This is a genomic window from Brevundimonas sp. VNH65 (assembly GCF_049445955.1).
In the GTDB taxonomy this organism is placed as follows: Bacteria; Pseudomonadota; Alphaproteobacteria; order Caulobacterales; family Caulobacteraceae; genus Brevundimonas.
Genome location: NZ_JBMSDX010000010.1, coordinates 58,562 through 73,040, shown reverse-complemented (window position 1 = coordinate 73,040; position 14,479 = coordinate 58,562). Strand labels below are relative to the sequence as shown.

Annotated in this window: 15 protein-coding genes; 5 read left to right on the top strand and 10 right to left on the bottom strand. The window is 70.5% G+C overall.

Features of this window, described 5'->3' with window-relative positions; translation table 11 throughout:
* Position 1 precedes the first annotated feature (1 nt).
* Genes ACO2Q1_RS14555 through nadA form a run of 3 tightly spaced genes read right to left on the bottom strand, consistent with a single transcriptional unit; the run spans position 2 to position 3,626 of the window.
* Positions 2–1,564, bottom strand: coding sequence for an L-aspartate oxidase (locus tag ACO2Q1_RS14555; RefSeq protein ID WP_423330202.1), 1,563 nt, complete (start codon positions 1,562–1,564; stop codon positions 2–4).
* Positions 1,561–2,547 (bottom strand): metalloprotease, encoded by a 987-nt coding sequence (locus ACO2Q1_RS14550; protein WP_423330201.1) that lies wholly within the window; start codon positions 2,545–2,547, stop codon positions 1,561–1,563. Before ACO2Q1_RS14550 ends, ACO2Q1_RS14555 begins: the two co-directional genes overlap by 4 nt.
* Positions 2,547–3,626: a quinolinate synthase NadA gene (nadA, locus tag ACO2Q1_RS14545; protein ID WP_423330200.1), complete on the bottom strand. Its 1,080-nt coding sequence runs from the start codon at positions 3,624–3,626 to the stop codon at positions 2,547–2,549. The genes ACO2Q1_RS14550 and nadA overlap by 1 nt, the downstream gene beginning before the upstream one ends.
* A 227-nt stretch (positions 3,627–3,853) precedes the next feature.
* On the opposite strand from nadA, the gene ilvA reads away from it, so the two are divergent.
* Positions 3,854–5,380: a threonine ammonia-lyase, biosynthetic gene (gene ilvA / locus ACO2Q1_RS14540; protein WP_423330199.1), complete on the top strand. Its 1,527-nt coding sequence runs from the start codon at positions 3,854–3,856 to the stop codon at positions 5,378–5,380.
* 152 nt (positions 5,381–5,532) lie between these two features.
* Here ilvA and trhA read toward each other — a convergent pair whose 3' ends face one another.
* Positions 5,533–6,219: a PAQR family membrane homeostasis protein TrhA gene (gene trhA / locus ACO2Q1_RS14535; protein WP_423330198.1), complete on the bottom strand. Its 687-nt coding sequence runs from the start codon at positions 6,217–6,219 to the stop codon at positions 5,533–5,535.
* Positions 6,220–6,291: 72 nt separating this feature from the next.
* Complete coding sequence (locus ACO2Q1_RS14530; protein WP_423330197.1) at positions 6,292–7,962, bottom strand: phosphatidylglycerol lysyltransferase domain-containing protein; 1,671 nt, start codon at positions 7,960–7,962, stop codon at positions 6,292–6,294.
* Positions 7,963–8,161: 199 nt separating this feature from the next.
* Between ACO2Q1_RS14530 and ACO2Q1_RS14525 the strand changes: the two genes are divergently transcribed.
* Positions 8,162–8,575 carry a superoxide dismutase gene (locus ACO2Q1_RS14525; protein ID WP_423330196.1) on the top strand — a complete coding sequence of 138 codons (414 nt, stop codon included), beginning with the start codon at positions 8,162–8,164 and terminating at the stop codon, positions 8,573–8,575.
* Positions 8,576–8,645: 70 nt separating this feature from the next.
* Here ACO2Q1_RS14525 and ACO2Q1_RS14520 read toward each other — a convergent pair whose 3' ends face one another.
* Positions 8,646–8,897, bottom strand: coding sequence for a GlsB/YeaQ/YmgE family stress response membrane protein (locus ACO2Q1_RS14520; protein WP_423330195.1), 252 nt, complete (start codon positions 8,895–8,897; stop codon positions 8,646–8,648).
* 197 nt (positions 8,898–9,094) lie between these two features.
* On the opposite strand from ACO2Q1_RS14520, the gene ACO2Q1_RS14515 reads away from it, so the two are divergent.
* Complete coding sequence (locus ACO2Q1_RS14515; RefSeq protein ID WP_423330269.1) at positions 9,095–9,484, top strand: helix-turn-helix domain-containing protein; 390 nt, start codon at positions 9,095–9,097, stop codon at positions 9,482–9,484.
* Positions 9,485–9,554: 70 nt separating this feature from the next.
* Complete coding sequence (gene hisN / locus ACO2Q1_RS14510; protein WP_423330194.1) at positions 9,555–10,340, top strand: histidinol-phosphatase; 786 nt, start codon at positions 9,555–9,557, stop codon at positions 10,338–10,340.
* Here hisN and ACO2Q1_RS14505 read toward each other — a convergent pair.
* From ACO2Q1_RS14505 to ACO2Q1_RS14490, 4 genes are all read right to left on the bottom strand, one after another.
* On the bottom strand, positions 10,315–10,725 hold the full coding sequence (locus ACO2Q1_RS14505) for a hypothetical protein (RefSeq protein ID WP_423330193.1): 411 nt from the start codon (positions 10,723–10,725) through the stop codon (positions 10,315–10,317). The two genes, hisN and ACO2Q1_RS14505, sit on opposite strands and share 26 nt — an antisense overlap.
* Positions 10,726–10,807: 82 nt before the next feature.
* Complete coding sequence (locus ACO2Q1_RS14500) at positions 10,808–11,833, bottom strand: alpha/beta fold hydrolase (RefSeq protein ID WP_423330192.1); 1,026 nt, start codon at positions 11,831–11,833, stop codon at positions 10,808–10,810.
* Positions 11,830–12,717 carry a class I SAM-dependent methyltransferase gene (locus ACO2Q1_RS14495; RefSeq protein ID WP_423330268.1) on the bottom strand — a complete coding sequence of 296 codons (888 nt, stop codon included), beginning with the start codon at positions 12,715–12,717 and terminating at the stop codon, positions 11,830–11,832. Before ACO2Q1_RS14495 ends, ACO2Q1_RS14500 begins: the two co-directional genes overlap by 4 nt.
* A gap of 209 nt (positions 12,718–12,926) precedes the next feature.
* A complete protein-coding gene (locus ACO2Q1_RS14490; RefSeq protein WP_423330191.1) occupies positions 12,927–13,733 on the bottom strand; it encodes a class I SAM-dependent methyltransferase in 807 nt (268 codons plus the stop codon).
* A gap of 272 nt (positions 13,734–14,005) precedes the next feature.
* Between ACO2Q1_RS14490 and ACO2Q1_RS14485 the strand changes: the two genes are divergently transcribed.
* A complete protein-coding gene (locus tag ACO2Q1_RS14485; RefSeq protein ID WP_423330190.1) occupies positions 14,006–14,473 on the top strand; it encodes an Hsp20 family protein in 468 nt (155 codons plus the stop codon).
* Positions 14,474–14,479: the final 6 nt, after the last annotated feature.

The following is a 14,479-nucleotide window of genomic DNA, read 5'->3' as shown; positions in this document are numbered from 1 at the left end:
CTCAAATGGAGGCGATGACGGCCGTCACAGCCGCCGTGGTCGCCACCGTCGTGGCGACGAAAATCGGATCGACGCGGGTCAGCCGGGTATGTCGGGCCCGTCTGTCCGTATCCGGATGATCGGAACGATAATGGCCGCCCCGGCTCTCCCGGCGGTCCAGCGCGGACCGGACGATCAGGTGCCCAGCGATCAGCGGCAGGGCCGGGCCATGGGCGCGCTCCAGCGTCTCGATCCGTTTCAGCAACGCCTTCAGCCCCTCTGCGTCGCGGACCACGCCGCAGTCGTCGCTCATGCCGCGACGCAGCTCCAGCAGGGCCTCGGGCGGCAGGTGCGGCGCCGGATCGACGCCGGCGACAGGCTTGCGGGTCCTGACCGGCTCCGCGGCGGCGGCGCGGCCCGTCCTGCGACCGAAGGCGGCGGCTTCCAGCAGGGAGTTGGAGGCCAGACGATTGGCGCCGTGCACCCCCGTGGCGGCGCACTCGCCGACGGCGAACAGGCCTTTCAGACTGGTGCGCCCCTCTGTGTCCGCCGTGATCCCGCCCATGTGGTAGTGGGCCGCCGGCGCGACCGGGATCGGCGTCACGCGCGGATCGAGGCCCGCCGCCGTGCACGAGGCGAAGACGGCCGGAAACTCGGTCGGGAAGTGATCGCCGATGGCCCGGGTGGCGTCCAGGAAGGCGCCGCGCCCCTCGGCCCAGGCGCGGAAGACGGCGCGGGCCACGATGTCGCGCGGCGCGAGATCGGCGTCGTCGGCCGGGCCCAGAAGGAACCGGCCCTCGCGATCGATCAGCCGGGCCCCCTCACCGCGCAGGGCCTCGGTGGCCAGGGGCATCGGGTCCTGGCCGACGTCGATGGCGGTGGGATGGAACTGGACGAATTCGGGGTCGCGGATCTCCGCCCCCGCCAGCCAGGCCAGGGCCATGCCTTCGCCCAGCAGGGCCACGGGCGTGGTGGTCATGGCGTAGAGGCCGCCCGCGCCGCCGGTGGCCAGGACCACGGCCGGGGCCAGGACCTCGACCAGCCGCCCGTCGCCGCGTTCGATCAGCCCGCCGATCACCCGACCCGTGGCGTCCTGGATCAGGCCGCGCAGCCGTCCGTCCTCCCACAGCTGAACATGGTCCGACGTGCGGACGGCGGCGATCAGGGCCGACAGGATGGCCTTGCCCGCCCCGTCCCCGCCCACGCGCGCCACCCGCGCCAGGGAGTGGGCGGCCTCGCGGCTGACGGCGAAGCCGCCGTCGGCGTTGCGGTCGAAGGGCGCGCCCAGCGACGCCAGCCATTCGACCGTGGCCCGTCCGTCCGTGGTCAGGGCCAGGGCGGCGTCATGGTGGACCAGACCGGCGCCGGCGGCCTCCGTATCCTTCAGGTGCAGGCCCGGCGTGTCCTCCAGCGTCAGGGCCGCCGCGACGCCCCCTTGCGCCCAGGCGCTGGACGCGGCCGTCAGCAGCGGCGCGGGGCTGACGACCAGCACCGGCGCCGGGGCGGCGGACAGGGCGGCCGACAGACCCGCCAGCCCGCCCCCGATGATCAGGGGGCCGTCGTGGATGATGCGGTCCCGGCTCATCCCGCGCCGCCGAACAGACGGTCAAACCCCAGGACGCGCAGCCCGGCGGAGGCCGCGCCGGCGACCGAGCCGTCCGCCAGCGGCAGCAGGGCCGCGACGGTCGCCCCGGCGCACAGGGCCAGGGTCAGGACATAGAGCCCCAGGCTGGCCACGGCCTGGCCGTTCGACAGCTGCGTCTCGCCCTCGCGCATCGGCCCGGCGCGAAGCTGAGCAAACAGGGACAGGCAGAGGAAGGCGGCGAGGATCCAGCGTCCGGTGGCGAAACCCCAGGCCACCACGGCGGCGCCGATGACCAGAAGGGCCCCCTTCTCCAGCAACGGATGGACCCGCGCCAGCACGGGCCCCAGGGCGTGCGAACCGTCCAGGGGCGAGGCCGGGGCCATGTTCACCAGATTGATCAGGCCGATGAAGAAGGCGCCGATCAGCCATTCCTCCTGGCCGGTCGCCTGCCAGACGCCGACGACCGGCAGGATGGCCAGCAGGCCGAACGCCGGACCGGCCAGGGAGACCAGCACCCCGTGCCACTCGCTGACGGGCGGCCGCTGTCCCTTGGCGAGGCCGCCGAGGAACGGAATGATGTAGATGCGCGCCGGCCCCATGCCGACCCGGTTCATCGCCAGCACATGGCCGTATTCATGGACCAGCAGGCCGAACAGGGCGCAGGCGACGATGATCAGACTGCCGGTCATCCACCACAGGAAGCCGCCCAGCAGCAGGGTGGAGATCAGGGCCCAGGCCGGGCTCTGGCCCTTGTCGAGAACGCCCCCCTGCGCGGCGCCCGTGCCGCCCGGCGCCTGGGCCGGCGTCGGGGCGGTCGCCGGCCTGACGCCGCGCTCCACCCGGATGTGCAACGGCCCGAGGCGACGCTCGGTCACCTTCGGCGCGGGCGGCGCATTGGGGTCGGGGTCCCAGGGACCCCGCGGCCGTTCGCCGGCGCGAGGCCCCGTGCTGGGTCCAGCGCGGGGCGTCGTGTCGTCCGTCATCAGATCAGCTCCACCGCCACATGGTGGCGCGCCTTGACCAGGTCATAGCGCGACGGGATCAGCGGCGGCGGCAGATCGACCATCCGCTGGACCGCCAGACGCGCGCGTTCGGCCACGTCCTCGTCCACCGTCACCTCGAACTGCATGTGCAGCAAGGCGTCGCGGATGTTCTCGAGCGTGATCCGCTTCATGTGCGGGCACATGTTGCACGGACCGATGAAGTTCACCTCCGGCACGTCGCCCTTGATGTTGGACGCCATCGAGCATTCGGTGATCAGCACCACCTGCTTCGGCTTCTTCGCCATCACATAGTCGGTCATGGCGGCGGTCGACCCGGCGAAGTCGGCGGCCGACAGCACCTCTTCCGGGCATTCCGGGTGGGCCAGGATCTCCGCGCCGGGCCAGGCGGCGCGCATCTCGGCCACGTCCTCAGCGGTGAACCGCTCATGCACCTCGCAACTGCCCTTCCAGGCGACGATGCCGACCGTGGTCTGGGCCGCCACATTGCGGGCGAGGAATTCGTCGGGGATCAGGATGACGCGGTCCACGCCCCATTCCTTCGCCGCCCATTCCACCACCTGAACGGCGTTGGCGCTGGTGCAGCAGATGTCGGTCTCGGCCTTCACATCGGCCGTGGTGTTCACATAGGTGACGACCGGCAGACCCGGGTAGCGCTGCTTGATCAGCCGCACGTCCGCCCCCGTGATCGACGAGGCCAGCGAGCAGCCGGCCCGCAAATCCGGAATCAGCACGATCTTGGACGGCGACAGGATCTTGGACGTCTCGGCCATGAAGTGGACGCCCGCCTGGACGATCACCTTCGCGTCCGACCGCGCCGCCTCCTTGGCCAGGCCGAGGCTGTCGCCGACATAGTCGCCCACGCCGTGGAAGATTTCCGGCGTCATATAGTTGTGGGCCAGGACGACGGCGTCGCGTTCGGTCTTCAGCCGGTTGATCTCGACGATCAGCTCCGCCTGGGCCGGCCACTCGATCGGGGTGACATGGTCCTTGACCTTGGCCCAGACCGGCGCGGTGGCCCGGGCGGTGGATTCCGACAATCCGAACATTCCGTCAGCCATCTCACGCCTCCTGATGCGACCGTCTCGCCGCCGACTTATGCTCAATCTGAACATAAGGCAGGACGAATGTAGGCTTCTCTCTACCCAATGCAAGCGGATACGGAAGGCTGCGTCGCCGCGCCCGAGGTCGTGCAAGCGGCGATCAGGTCGATTTTTGCTCGACGCGGGGCGATAGTCGCCCTAATCGACACGTCCTTCCTCCTACCCCGCCGTTTCAAGAGCCGTTCGTGCAAGACACTGTCCGCCGCATTCTGACCGCCCGCGTCTATGACGTGGCCGAAGAGACGCCGCTGGACGGTCTGCAACGGCTGTCGGCCCGGCTGGACCGGCCGGTGCTGCTGAAGCGCGAAGACCTGCAGCCGGTGTTCAGCTTCAAGATCCGCGGCGCCTACAACCGCATCGCCCAACTGACCGAGGCGGAGCTTGCGCGCGGGGTCATCTGCGCCTCGGCGGGCAATCACGCCCAGGGCGTGGCCCTGGCGGCGGCGCGCAGGGGCACGACCGCGACCATCGTCATGCCGACCACGACGCCGGGCATCAAGGTGGCGGCGGTGAAGGCGCGCGGCGGAAACGTCGTCCTGCACGGCGACGAATTCGACCAGGCCGCGGCCCATGCCCGCAGGCTGGAGGCCGAGACCGGCGCCGTCTTCATCCATCCGTTCGACGACCCCGACGTCATCGCCGGCCAGGGGACGGTGGGGCTGGAGATCCTGCGCCAGCATCCCGATCCGATCGAGGCCGTCTTCGTGCCGATCGGCGGCGGCGGGCTGGCGGCGGGGATGGCGGCGATCATCCGCTTCCTGAGACCCGAGGCGAAGATCATCGGCGTGGAGCCCGTCGACGCCCCGACCATGAAGACCGCCCTCGACAAGGGCGAGGTGGTCACCCTGAACGAGGTCGGGCTGTTCGCCGACGGAGTGGCGGTGCGCCGCGCCGGGGACCTGACCTTCGCCCTGTGCCGCGACCTGCTGGACGGGATCGTCCTGGTCGACACCGACGCCATCTGCGCGGCGGTCAAGGATGTGTTCGACGACGTGCGGGCCGTGGCCGAACCGGCGGGCGCCCTGGCCCTGGCCGGACTGAAGTCGTGGGCCGCCGATCATCCGGGCTCGGGCACGCTGATCGCGGTCAACTCGGGCGCCAATCTGAACTTCGACCGGCTGCGCCACGTCGCCGAGCGGGCCGAAATCGGCGAGGGCGCCGAGGCCCTGCTGGCCGTGACCCTCAAGGAGGACCGCGACGACTACAGCCGATTCCTCACCCTGCTGGACGGCCGGTCGGTGACCGAGTTCAACTATCGCTGGTCCGACGTCGGCACGGCCCGCTTCTTCGTCGGCGTGGCGCTGAAGAACGGCCCGGCGGAGAAGGACGCCCTGATCGCCCGGCTGATCGCCGCCGGCTATGCGGTCGAGGACATGAGCGACAACGAGGCGGCCAAGCTTCACGTGCGCCACATGGTCGGCGGGCGGGCGCAGGGCCTGGCGCACGAGCGGGTGCTGCGCTTCGCCTTTCCGGAACGGCCCGGCGCATTCCTGCGGTTCCTGGCCAGCCTGAAGCCGGCCTGGACCCTGACGCTGTTTCACTACCGCAACCACGGCGACGACGTGGGCCGGGTGCTGGCGGGGATCTCCGTGCGGCCCGAGGAGCAGCCGGCCCTGACGGAGGCCCTGGGCGCCCTCGGCTATCCCTATGTGGACGAGACCGACAATCCGGCCATCCGCCTGTTCCTGGACGGCGCGCGGGCGGGAAGCTGAACAGCGGGGGGCTGAAAAGGCGCCGCGCCGATCAGGGATCGCGCGCGGCGTGAGGTCGATGGGAGGAAAACGCTTGAGAGCGCCGGGGCGGTATGGTCGCCCCGACCGCGTTCCGCCAGCGAGGTCTTCTGCGTCGGGTGACAGGATTTCTGTCAGTGCGCCCCAGCGGTCAGCACGACCCCGACCAGGATCGCGGCCCAGTGGACCCCGGCGGCGGCGACCACATGCCCATGCCAGATGGCGCGAAAATACTTCAGCCGCTTCTGGACGTAGAACAGGACGCCGGTCGTATAGACCAGCCCGCCGATGGCCAGCAGCAGCATCGCCGGCCAGGACACGCTGGCCAGCATCGGCTTGATGGCGATCAGCACCAGCCAGCCCAGGGCCAGGTAGAGAACGATCCAGAACCTGCGGCCGAGTCCGGGCAGGAACAGCTTGCCCAGGGCGCCCAGGCCGCCGATCGTCCACACCGCCGTGGTCATGGCCCAGGACCAGGCCCCGTCCAGATTGTGCGTCGTGAACGGCGTGTAGGAGCCCGCGATCATCAGGAAGATGCCCGCATGATCCAGCCGCCTCAGCGTCGGCTGCCATTTCGGCGAGGCGAAATTGTAGGCGGTGGAAAAGCCCAGCATGGCCAGCAGGCCGACGGCGTAGACCATCAGCCCGGCGATCAGGCCGACGTCGCCCCGCGCCACGGAAAGGCCCAGCAGCACCCCGCCGCCGAACAGGGCCAGGACCAGACCCGTCAGATGCACGATCAGATCGGCCAGCCGCGCGCCCGGCGTCGGATAGTGGCGCGGCAACTCCAGCTTCGGCAGGTCGATCTTGGGCAGGTTCATCGGAGAAAGGTCCCGTCGGGGAGGAGCGCGGCCTGTGAATTCGCCCTAGCCTAACCCGATGTCCGCTTCGTGTCAGGCGCCTCGCCGCAGGCGCTTTCGCACGCCCAGCAGGCCCGGCCAGCCCCCCGAGGTCAGCAGCGCCACGTCCAGCAAGGCGAGCGGCAGGGGCGTGAAGGTCGGGGCGGCGATGTAGCGGGGGCGCCATTCCGGAAAGAACTTGGCCTTGTAGGTCCTCAGCCCCTGGAAGCCGTACAGCGCGCCCCCCTCCTCGAACACCAGGGCGCCGACGCGGGCGAACACCGGGGCCAGCCGCCGATCCTCCAGCCCCGCCAGCGGCGCCAGGCCCAGATCGAACTCGGAGAAGCCGTTGTCCCGCGCCCACTGGATGCAGCGGATGAACAGATAGACCATGGTGCCGTGCGGCGCATCCGGGTGGTAACGCATCAGATCGACCGCCGCCTCGCGCGGACGGCCGGCGCCCGGCAACAGATTGGCGAAGGCGACCAGGCGGACGCTCGGCGGCCCGCCCTCGACCTCGGACGGCGTCGTCTGACGCACCACCGCCAGCGGCGTCAGGTCCAGATAGGCCGGGTCGAACCGGCCCATGGAGAAGGCCTTTTCGTCGCCGTTGTGATGATCCAGCCAGGCGTCGGAGATGGCGCGAAGCTCAGCCCCCAGCGCCGAAGCCGATCCGGGCGGCAGGACCTCGAAGCTGAACCCTTCGCGTTCGGCCCGGTTGACGGCGGTGCGCAGGTTCTGACGCCCCTTGCCGTCCAGGATGAAGCTTTCGGTGGGAACCACCGCCGTCTCCCCGACCTTGCGCACCGCCAGACCCAGGGTGGCCACATCGCCCAGCAGGCCGTCGCCGATCGAATAGAAGACCGGCGAACCGCCCCAGGAATCGGCCAGTTCGGCGAAGGCCCACAACAGGTCGCGCCGCTCGGTGGCCAGGCCGGTCGGCTCGCCCATGGCGATCCAGCGACGACCGCGGACGCGATAGGCCAGGAAGCTGCGCCCAGAGGGGCTGAACAGCAGCGCCTTGTCGCCCAGGGCCGCCAGCCAGGCCTCGGGCGGGGCGTGGTCGGCCTCTGCGATCACCTGGACCGCCCGGGCGCACTCGGCGGGGGTGGCCGGGCGGTGACGGCCCGCGCCCGGCGCCGACAACAGGGACATCGCCGCCATGCACAACGACAGGATCGACAGCACGGCGACGGCGCGCAGGAAGGCCGAAGCCTCCCGGTCGATCAGAAAGCTCCACCACAGTTCATCGGTGTAGGCCACGTCCCGCCAGGCGAAGAAGCCCAGCCACAGGGTCGCCGCCACCGAACAGATCAAGAGGGCCAGCCAACCGGGCCGCAACGGCTCCAGCAGGCGCGAGCGGCGGTTGAAGGCGGGCTTGCACGGCGCCAGAAGCGCGGCGACCAGCATCAGCGCCGCCGCCTCCTCCCAGTCCAGGCCCTTGAGCAGGGAGAAGACCGCCCCGGCCGCCAGGGCCGCCAGGGCCGCCCAATAGGCGCCGCGCCGGCGTCGCCAAAGTCCTGCGGACAGGATCAGCAGCAGGAAGCCCAGGATGCTGGCGGCGAAGTGAGATAGGTCGATCAGCAGGGGCGACACCGATCCGGCCAGAGCCCGGACGCGGTCGCCGAAGGCCGGGGTTACGGCCGAGACCAGCATCAGGGCGCCGACCGCGAACACGGCCACGGCGAAAATCTGGGGCGTGGCCTCCAGCGCCAGCCCGGCCACGCGCCGCCCCACGCCACGGCGGGGCGAGGGGCGAAGCGTGACGGAATCAGGCGCGGAAGACGGCGTCATAGGGTCGCGCGATAGCATGAATCGGCCAATCGGGGCGGCGCGAAGGTCATTTGGAGACAGCCGAAACAATCGGAAACGGGGCGTGTTCCTCTATCGGCGGCGCCTCTGCCGCCCGACAACGGATTAAAGCATGTTCGCCAAGACCTCCCTGCTGACCGCCGCCGCTTTCCTCGCCTTGGGCGCCGCACCGGCTCTCGCTCAGGACGCCCCGGCGCAGGACGCGCCGCAGGCTTCCCAACCGGCCGCGCCGGGCGCGCTGACGCTTCAGCCGGGCTCTGACGTCAAGGGCTCCGACGGCGCCGTCCTCGGCAAGCTGGAGGGCGTGACCACCGTCAGCGGCGCCCAGCAACTGAGCGTGCGCGGCCCCGACGGAGTGGTGCGCGGCGTGCCCCTGGCCGGTCTTCAGCCGGACGGCGCCGGGGTCAAGGTCGGCATGACCTCGGCCGAGTTCCAGGCGGCCGCCGCCGTGCCCGAGGACCCGGCCGCCCAGCCGAACCCCCCGGCCCAGCAGCCCGCGCCTCAGCCCGAGACGCCTCCGAACTGACGCGGAAATCGACACGAAAAAGGGGCGGGCCAGACGGCCCGCCCCTTTCTGCATGCGCTGTCCGAAAGGATCAGCGGCGCTTCACCAGACCCAGCAGGAACAGCAGCAGGCAGGCGCCGCCGAAGGCCACCAGCAGGGTGACCAGATTGAACCCGCCGACCGGCACGCCGAGCAGATTGTTCGAGATGAACCCGCCGAGCAGGGCGCCCACCACGCCGACGACGAGATTGGTCAGCAGGCCGTGATTACGACCCATGACCTTTTCCGCCAGCCAGCCCGCGACGACGCCGATGACCAGCCAACCGATGATACCGAGACCCATAGAACTTCCTCCTGAGACACAAGCTCGGCCGTAGAATGCGCGCCGGACGTCATGGTTGCGAGACGCTTTACGTTTATTGATCCCGACCCGGCCCCTGACGCGGCTCGAGCGGGCTTCGCGCCTCAGGCGAATGCGGCACGCCGCTTGCGACGATCGGGGCGAGCCGTTCCATTTCGGGACAGCCCGCCAAAGAGGGAATTGGGGCCATGGCCACCGACATCGATCTCCATCTGGGCCGCCGGCTGCGTCGTCGCCGTCGCCTGCTGGGCCTGACGCAACAGCAGCTGGCCATGCAGGTCGGCATCCGCTTCCAGCAGATCCAGAAGTATGAGTGCGGCGCCAACCGCATCTCCGCCGCCCGCCTGTGGCAGCTGGCCGAGGCGCTGGAATCGCCGGTCAGCTATTTCTACGACGGGCTGACGGAGTCCATGGAACGCCGCGAAGCCGGTTCGGGCGCCGGCGAGATGTTCTCCCGCAAGGAGACCATGGACCTGATCCAGGCCTACTATCAGCTGGGCGAGCGTCCGCGTCGCCGCCTGCTGGACCTGGCCAAGTCGCTGCATGGCGACGCCGAGGTGATGGCCTGATCCATCAGGCCGGACGCGCCGCGGCGTCCGGTCTCCTGACGCCGCCGCCCGAAACGTGTATCGGGCGGCCATGACCGAGTTCGAATCCTTCGCCGTGGAGCTGGCGGCCGTGGCCGCCGAGGCCGCCCTGCCCTGGTTCCGCGTCGATTGCGAGACCGAGGACAAGGGCGGCGGGCGCGGCTTCGATCCCGTCACACGCGCCGATCGCGACGCGGAGGCCGCCATCCGCCGCCGCATCGCCGAACGCTATCCTCACCATGGCGTCGTGGGCGAGGAGTATGGCGAGGACCGGCCCGAGGCCGAGCACGTCTGGGTGCTGGATCCGGTCGACGGCACCCGCGCCTTCGTCGCCGGTCTGCCGCTGTGGACGACCCTGATCGCCCTGCGCGAAGCCGGTCGGCCGCGCGTGGGCGTCATCGCCCAGCCCTATCTCGACGAAATCTTCCTGGGCGGGCCCTCGGGCGCCGTCCTGATCGCGCGCGGCCGGACCGCGCCGATCCGCACGCGGGCCTGCGAGAGCCTGAACCACGCCGTCATCGCCACGACCGACCCCGACATCTTCACCGGATCGGAGCTGGGCGCCTGGACCCAGGTGCGGGCGGCCGCACGGCTGGCCCGCCTGGGCTGCGACGCCTATGCCTACGCCATGCTGGCGGCGGGCAGGATCGACCTGGTGGCCGAGACCTCGCTGAAGCCGTGGGACTGGTCGGCCCTGGTCCCGGTGATCGAGGCGGCGGGCGGCGAAGTGTCGAACTGGCGCGGCGAAACGCCGGACGACACGGGCCAGATCCTAGCCGTCGGCGACGCCGCCATTCGCGATCAGGCCCTGGTCACCCTGCGTCGCGCGGCGCTCTGAGCCCACACAGGAACCGGCCCCGATGGGCGCGGATCTGGGCGTCCTGGCCGGCAGGAATATCGAAATAGACCGCGCGTCCCTCGGAGAGGGCCTGAACCTGTGTCGGTCCCCGCACCGAGCAGTCCGCGCGCGACACCACCACACGACAGGACAGGCCGGTCTGTCCTTCCGCCTGGCGCACGCGCGTGCCGTTGGTCGTGTGGCGTAGCGACCGCCCCGGTCCCTCGAACGCCAGTCGGGAGAGCGCCGCCGCGTCAGGCTGGAAGGTCGGACAGGCGACAGGCGGAGCGGCCGGCCAATCCAGTGGTGCGGCGCGATCCCAAATCAGCAACGCCGCCACAATCGTCCCGCCGATCGCCACAGTCACTGTCATGCTTCTGGTCATGCCCGAACCCTGACCGACCCGGGCGAGCCAGGTGACCTACAAGACCTGACTTCTGGCGAACACGCCGGTCGGGACGCACGCTTCATCCAACGGCAGCGGCCGGTTCGTCCTGAACCACGGGGCTCAGGTCCTGTTCCGGCGCGACATAGTCGGCCAGGGCGTCGAACTCGGCCAGGAAGACGCCGCGCTTGTCGTCGGTCTCCATGATGACTTCGTGCTTGGCCCCGGCGACCTCGACGTAACGTCCGCGACCCAGGCGGCGGGCGGCCCAGCGGTTGGTCTGTTTCCACACGCGTTCGTCGTCGCCGCCCTGGACCACCACCACCGGCGCCTTCACCGTCTTCAGCGCCTTGACCCGCAACGCCCGCTCGCCGGCGTCCAGGGCGAAGTTCAGCCACCCCCAGGTGGGGCCGCCGACCGCCAGGTGCGGGCAGGCGTAGAGTTGCTGCCGCCACAGTTCATATCGGCTTTCGTCCGTCGTCAGGGCGTCGTTCTCGAAGGTGTGGTCGAACGGATCGTCGGCGTCGTCGAGAACGAAATCCCCGGCGCGGCCATGGCGAATGTTCCAGCGCACCGCCAGCTTGACCGACCACATCGACCGCTTGCCGGTCTTGATCCTGAGCATCGGCGACGACAGGACGGCCCCGGCGAACCGGGTCTCGCCCGCCTCCAGGGTCAGCAGGTTCAGGGCGCCGCCCATCGAATGGCCGACCATGATCCACGGCTTGGGACACCGCGCCTCGAAGGCGTCGAGCAGGCGGGCGTAGTCGTCGAGGAATTCCTCCACGGCCCGGGCATGGCCCTTCAGACGGTCCGGCAGCAGGCGGGCCGACAGGCCCTGGCCGCGCCAGTCATGGCTGAGGACGCAGAACCCCCGCGCCAGGAAATTGCCGATCACCTCGAAATACTTCTCGATCGGTTCGGTCCGGCCCGGGGACAGCACCACGGTGCCGCGCGGACGGGTGCGACCCGTCGGCGTCCAGACCGCCGCGCGCAGACGCAGGCCGCCGGCGCCCCGGAACCAGTCGCCCTCGCCCCCGACAGGGGCGGCGGCGCCGGGGATGCCCATCAGCGGGGCGTTGGCGGCGAAGGCGGCGGCGCGGTTCACTCGGGCTTCCTGAACTTCAAGGTCATGCGATCGCTTTCGCCGATCGCGTCGTATTTGCTGCGGTCGAACGCGGGGTCAGGCGCCTGGCCTCGCGGCGCGGTCAGGCGCTGAGGCGCCAGGGTGTCCACGCCGAACGGATGATCCTTGGTATCCGTTTCATTCGCGTTGATTTCCGACGACGCCTCGAAGACGAAGCCGGCCTCCTGCGCGAGCTGGCGGACGAAGGCCTCCTGCACATAGCCGTTGGCGGCGGCCGGGTCCTGATCGGCCTCGGGCGCGAGGCGATGCTGCTCGACGCCCAGCACCCCGCCCGGACGCAGGGCCGCGAAGGCGTCCCGGAACGCCTTTTCGACGATGCCCGCCGCCATCCAGGCGTGGACGCCGCGCATGAACAGCGCCAGATCCGCCGACCCCGCCGGCGCCACCGGCCCTGTGGTGGCCCCGAAGGCGCTGAACTTGACCTCGCCGTACAGCTTCTTGTCCGAGGTGAACCTCTGCTCATAGGCCGCCATCAGGGCGGCCTGGGCCGGATCGGCGCCCGGCCCGGTGGGGAAGCCGGCGGCGTAATAGGTCCCGCCGCCCCGCGCCAGATAGGGGGCCAGGATCTCGCTGTACCATCCCGCGCCAGGCCAGAAGTCGACCACGGTCATCTTGGGCTGAAGATCGAAGAACCGCAGGGTCTCCATCGGATGACGCCAGACGTCGCGCTCCCGGTCCGGGCCGCTGCGCCACGGTCCCTCCACCGCCCATTCCAGCGACCCTTCAGCGGGACCGGCGGGGGCGTCGGGCTCGTCCGGCTCCACCGCCTTGGGCTTTCGCCCGCAGGCGCCGATCGCAAACAGGGAGCCGGCGGCCAGGCCCAGGGCGCATACGCCCTGCAGCATCCGGCGACGCGACGTCCGGCCGTCAGGCCCGCTCACGGGTTCCCCATCAGGTCCGACGTCCTTGCGATCATCCATGCGTGTCTCCGGGCGGCGTGATCGCACGCCGCCAGCCCCAAAGCCTGCCGATTAGCCATGTTCGGCCGGGGGGTCAAAGCGCCGTGACGTCCCGCCCCCGGTCAAAGGCGCGTGATCGCGCGCCATGGCGCGGCCTACTCGGGCTTGCGGAAACGCAGGGTCATGCGGTCGCTCTCGCCGATGGCGTCGAAAGCGGCCCGTTGCTCGGGCGTCAGGGCGTTCGATCCGTCCCGCGCCGCCGACTGGCGCACCGGCGGAAGGGTCCAGACGCCGAACGGGTGGTCGCGGTCGTCCTTCGGATTGGCGTTCAGTTCGCTGCGCGCCTCCAGCACCAGCCCGGCCGCCTGGGCGGCGTGGATGACATAGCTTTCGGAGACATAGCCGGTGGACGCCGTGTCGGCGGCGTTCAGCCCCTCCGCGCCACGATGCTGCTCCACCGCCAGGACGCCGCCGGGCTTCAGCGCCTTGGCGAAGGCCGTCATCAGGCCGGGAGTGGCCCCCTGTCGCGCCCAGTTGTGGAAGGCCCGGGCCACGACGACCATGTCGGCGGTCCCATCCGGAACCCCCAGACCGTCGGCCGGGCGATCCACGCCGATCCAGGTCCCGCCGGTCTGGGCCAGATACGGTTTGAGAATATTGCTCCACCATCCGGCCTGACCCGGCTGGATCTCCACCACCGTCATGCCGGGGTTCAGGCCCCAGAAGGTCAGGGTCTCATAGGGACGACGGTGGACGTCGCGCGCGCGATCCGCCTCGGGGCGGGCGTCGGAGGCGATCGCCGTCTTGAGCGCCTGATCCTCCTCCAGCACCGGCGGGGGCATGGCGGCCTTGCGGGCGGCCTGCTGGGCGGGGGTCTCCAGCGGCGCGGCGGCCTCCTGCCCGGCGACGGCGGCGGGCGCCAGCAGAGCGGCGCAGACGAGGACGGGGAACAGACGACGCATGGGCGAACCTCCGATGTGTTTTCCTCTCCTAGCCCTCGTGCGCCCCGTAAAGAAGCCCCGGGACCGGCGCGAGTCGTCGCAGCGACCGGCCAGCCGAATTCGACGACCGGACCTCTTGCGCGGCGAAAATCCCATCCCAGATCATGCGCCGAGGACGCCGTTCGCGGGTCCTCCGGACAGGCGGCGCCGATCACCGGGCCGCCCGACCGATCCCTTGGCCGTTCCGGGAAACCGCGGGGCGGCTCGACCTTGCTGCTCGTCAGGAGATTGACATGCGTACCATCGACTTCACCCCCCTGTACCGTTCCGCCGTCGGCTTCGACCGTCTGGCCGGCCTGCTGGAGAGCGCCGCGCGCACCAGCCAGGAGAATGGTTGGCCCCCCTACAATATCGAGACGACGGGCGAGAACGCCTATCGCATCGAGATCGCCGTCGCCGGGTTCCGGCCCGAGGAGCTGAACCTCGAGGTCAAGGAGAACCTGCTGACGGTCACCGGGCGCCGCACCGCCAACGACGACGGCGCCCAGCGCACCTATCTGCATCGCGGCCTGGCCGAGCGCGACTTCGAGCGCCGCTTCCAGCTGGCCGACTATGTGGTCGTGATCGACGCCCGGCTGGACAACGGCCTGCTGTCCATCAACCTCGAGCGTCAGCTTCCCGAGGCCCTGAAGCCCCGCCGGATCGAGATCGCCGGCGGCGCGGCGCCGCTGATCGAGGGAAAGAAGAAGACAGCGGCCTGATCCGTC

Excerpts from the sequence above, each read along its gene's own strand:
- ACO2Q1_RS14555 (WP_423330202.1), bottom strand. The coding sequence starts at position 1,564 with ATGAGCCGGGACCGCATCATCCACGACGGCCCCCTGATCATCGGGGGC.
- ACO2Q1_RS14550 (WP_423330201.1), bottom strand. The coding sequence starts at position 2,547 with ATGACGGACGACACGACGCCCCGCGCTGGACCCAGCACGGGGCCTCGC.
- nadA (WP_423330200.1), bottom strand. The coding sequence starts at position 3,626 with ATGGCTGACGGAATGTTCGGATTGTCGGAATCCACCGCCCGGGCCACC.
- trhA (WP_423330198.1), bottom strand. The coding sequence starts at position 6,219 with ATGAACCTGCCCAAGATCGACCTGCCGAAGCTGGAGTTGCCGCGCCAC.
- ACO2Q1_RS14525 (WP_423330196.1), top strand. The coding sequence starts at position 8,162 with ATGTTCGCCAAGACCTCCCTGCTGACCGCCGCCGCTTTCCTCGCCTTG.
- ACO2Q1_RS14520 (WP_423330195.1), bottom strand. The coding sequence starts at position 8,897 with ATGGGTCTCGGTATCATCGGTTGGCTGGTCATCGGCGTCGTCGCGGGC.
- hisN (WP_423330194.1), top strand. The coding sequence starts at position 9,555 with ATGACCGAGTTCGAATCCTTCGCCGTGGAGCTGGCGGCCGTGGCCGCC.
- ACO2Q1_RS14505 (WP_423330193.1), bottom strand. The coding sequence starts at position 10,725 with ATGACCAGAAGCATGACAGTGACTGTGGCGATCGGCGGGACGATTGTG.
- ACO2Q1_RS14495 (WP_423330268.1), bottom strand. The coding sequence starts at position 12,717 with ATGCTGCAGGGCGTATGCGCCCTGGGCCTGGCCGCCGGCTCCCTGTTT.
- ACO2Q1_RS14490 (WP_423330191.1), bottom strand. The coding sequence starts at position 13,733 with ATGCGTCGTCTGTTCCCCGTCCTCGTCTGCGCCGCTCTGCTGGCGCCC.
- ACO2Q1_RS14485 (WP_423330190.1), top strand. The coding sequence starts at position 14,006 with ATGCGTACCATCGACTTCACCCCCCTGTACCGTTCCGCCGTCGGCTTC.